Raw genomic sequence first — 2,171 nt, forward strand, 5'->3', positions numbered from 1 at the left:
CAGCCGCTAAATCATCCTACGTGATCTCCGCCTCCGAGAGCGACGTTTATCTGCTCTCCGCCTGCCTCACGATGGAAGCCAACGGCGGATCCTATGAAAGCTATCTGGCAGTCGGAAGTCTGATCGTCAACCGCGTCAAATCTGGCAAATGGGGCAAATCCATCTCCAGCGTTATCTACGCGGACGGACAGTTCCCAGGCGCGACCTCCGGCCTGCTTGACAAATATCTCGATAGAGGACCGTCCTCTACTGCCACCAAGGCGGCAAAGGCAGCGCTCGCCGGGGCGAATCAGATAGGCGACTACCTTTATTTTACCTCGACCAAATCAGCAAACTACGACAGCTACTCCAGCTATCAGGTGGTTGGTGGGAATTGTTTCTATAAAAAATAAAAGGCTAAAAAAGGCGGATTTAAACGCATTACATTAAACCTCATATACATTCCCATCGCCTTATGATATGATAATCATATCAGCAAAACATACAGGCAGAGGACACCTACTGTCCATACCTTATTGATAGGTACTCTCGGAGTCTTTCCTGCAAATCATCTCACAGCATTAAGCACAGAAAGCTTCCGGGAGTCCATTGATTACAAATGGAGGAAATTATGAGAAAATCAATTTATACCTTGATGGTTTCCACTCTCATCGCAGCCGCCAGCATGACCGCCTGCTCCAGCCAGCCGTCTGAAACAACCACGGCTGAAACAACTGCCGCTGAATCCACACAGGAAAACGATACATCAGCAGAAAGCAGCGATGCCAGCGAAACAACTACTGCCGGAGAAAAAGAAACCGCCCAGACAACGGATGCAGATCATGCAGAAGACGAGACTCTGAGCGAAAAAGAAATCACAGAACTTTACCGTGGTTTTGCCAGATCCCTTCAAAGCATCATCGCCAATAAAAATATGAACGATTTAGCCGAGCTGCTTGTCTATCCGTCCTACATCGGCATCGATGACGGGATTGTCGTAAATAACAGAACTGAATTTATGGCTCTCGACGCAGACAAAGTATTTACCGACGCGCTGATTGAGGCAGTCAAGACAGCCGATGTTTCTTCCACCGAACTGACCAAGGCAGGTTTCATCGTAGGCGATCCATCCGGTAAACCGGCAGTTACCTTTGGTCTGGACAAAGAGGGATCTATCGGTATCACAGCTATTAACTACTAATCAGAGATAAAATAGTGAAAAAGAGCGCCGCAACACTCACAAACCGGCTTTCCATTTCTGGTAAAACTGCTCCATGAGTGCCGCAGCGCTCTTTTCTATGTTACAGCCAGACAACTGCATTCATCAATCCGGCTGACTGCTTCTTCTACATTATCCTTCAATCGCAATATATTTTTTCTGCTCGACTTCCGGTTTTGCTTCTTTCTTCGGAACAAAAATCTTCAAAATACCATGCTTAAATTCCGCCTTGATATCTTCCTCGGTTATATCATCACCGACATAGAAGCTTCTCGCACAGGAACCTGCGTAACGCTCTCTGCGGATGTAACGACCGGACTTTTTCTCCTTCTCGTCCTCATCCAGTCCCTTCGCAGCCTGAATCGTCAGATTACCATCTTCCAGGGAAATCGAAATCTCTTCTTTCTTAAATCCCGGCAGATCCATCTCCAGCTCATAGCCATCTTCCATTTCCTTGATATCGGTCTTCATCAGGTTCTGTCCATGGCGTCCATACAGCTTTTTCTCTATCTTCTGTCCGGCGTTATCATCATAAAACGGAAAATCATTAAAGAAATCATCAAACAAATTTTCTCCAAAAATACTCGGCATTAACATAAGTCATCTCTCCTTTTCTAACTTCATTTCATTATGTTTATTTACCAACATTTTCGGAACCGGGACGGTCTGGGAACTTTTCTTTTCTTCCTTTTCCTTCGTTCTGGCTATGTTATAGCACTTCTTATTAGCACTGTCAAGAGGTGAGTGCTATTTTTTTGTGAAGAATTTGTGAACGCTACGAGCCATGCACATTTACGTGAAAGGGGCTGTGAAATAAGTCCCTAAAAGAAATAGAGGATGTGGCACCTGCCACTGAATCTATCGCTGCACCTGCCTCCAATTATCAAAAAAGTAAATCATGAACGCTCCGTTCACTGCAGACATTTTACGCAGACTGACTGGGGCAATATCAAGAACTACGATTTATGTATCA

At 45.3% G+C, this 2,171-nt stretch carries 3 protein-coding genes; 2 read left to right on the plus strand and 1 reads right to left on the minus strand.

Going from position 1 to position 2,171, the window contains the following annotated elements; all coding sequences use genetic code 11:
• Positions 1-392: cell wall hydrolase (locus tag QVO97_RS04535; protein WP_288188928.1), on the plus strand; the 392-nt coding region annotated here is incomplete at its 5' end.
• A gap of 218 nt (positions 393-610) precedes the next feature.
• Positions 611-1,180 (plus strand): hypothetical protein, encoded by a 570-nt coding sequence (locus QVO97_RS04540; protein WP_022359202.1) that lies wholly within the window; start codon positions 611-613, stop codon positions 1,178-1,180.
• Between the two features lie 150 nt (positions 1,181-1,330).
• Here QVO97_RS04540 and QVO97_RS04545 read toward each other — a convergent pair whose 3' ends face one another.
• Positions 1,331-1,795, minus strand: a complete 465-nt coding sequence (locus QVO97_RS04545; RefSeq protein ID WP_022359203.1) for an Hsp20/alpha crystallin family protein — start codon at positions 1,793-1,795, stop codon at positions 1,331-1,333.
• Between the last annotated feature and the right edge of the window lie 376 nt (positions 1,796-2,171).

Source organism: Clostridium sp. CAG:43, assembly GCF_000434655.1.
GTDB classification, from domain to species: domain Bacteria; phylum Bacillota; class Clostridia; order Lachnospirales; family Lachnospiraceae; genus Otoolea; species Otoolea fessa.

Coding starts and splice junctions, on each gene's coding strand:
- QVO97_RS04540 (WP_022359202.1), top strand. CDS start 611: ATGAGAAAATCAATTTATACCTTGATGGTTTCCACTCTCATCGCAGCC.
- QVO97_RS04545 (WP_022359203.1), bottom strand. CDS start 1,795: ATGTTAATGCCGAGTATTTTTGGAGAAAATTTGTTTGATGATTTCTTT.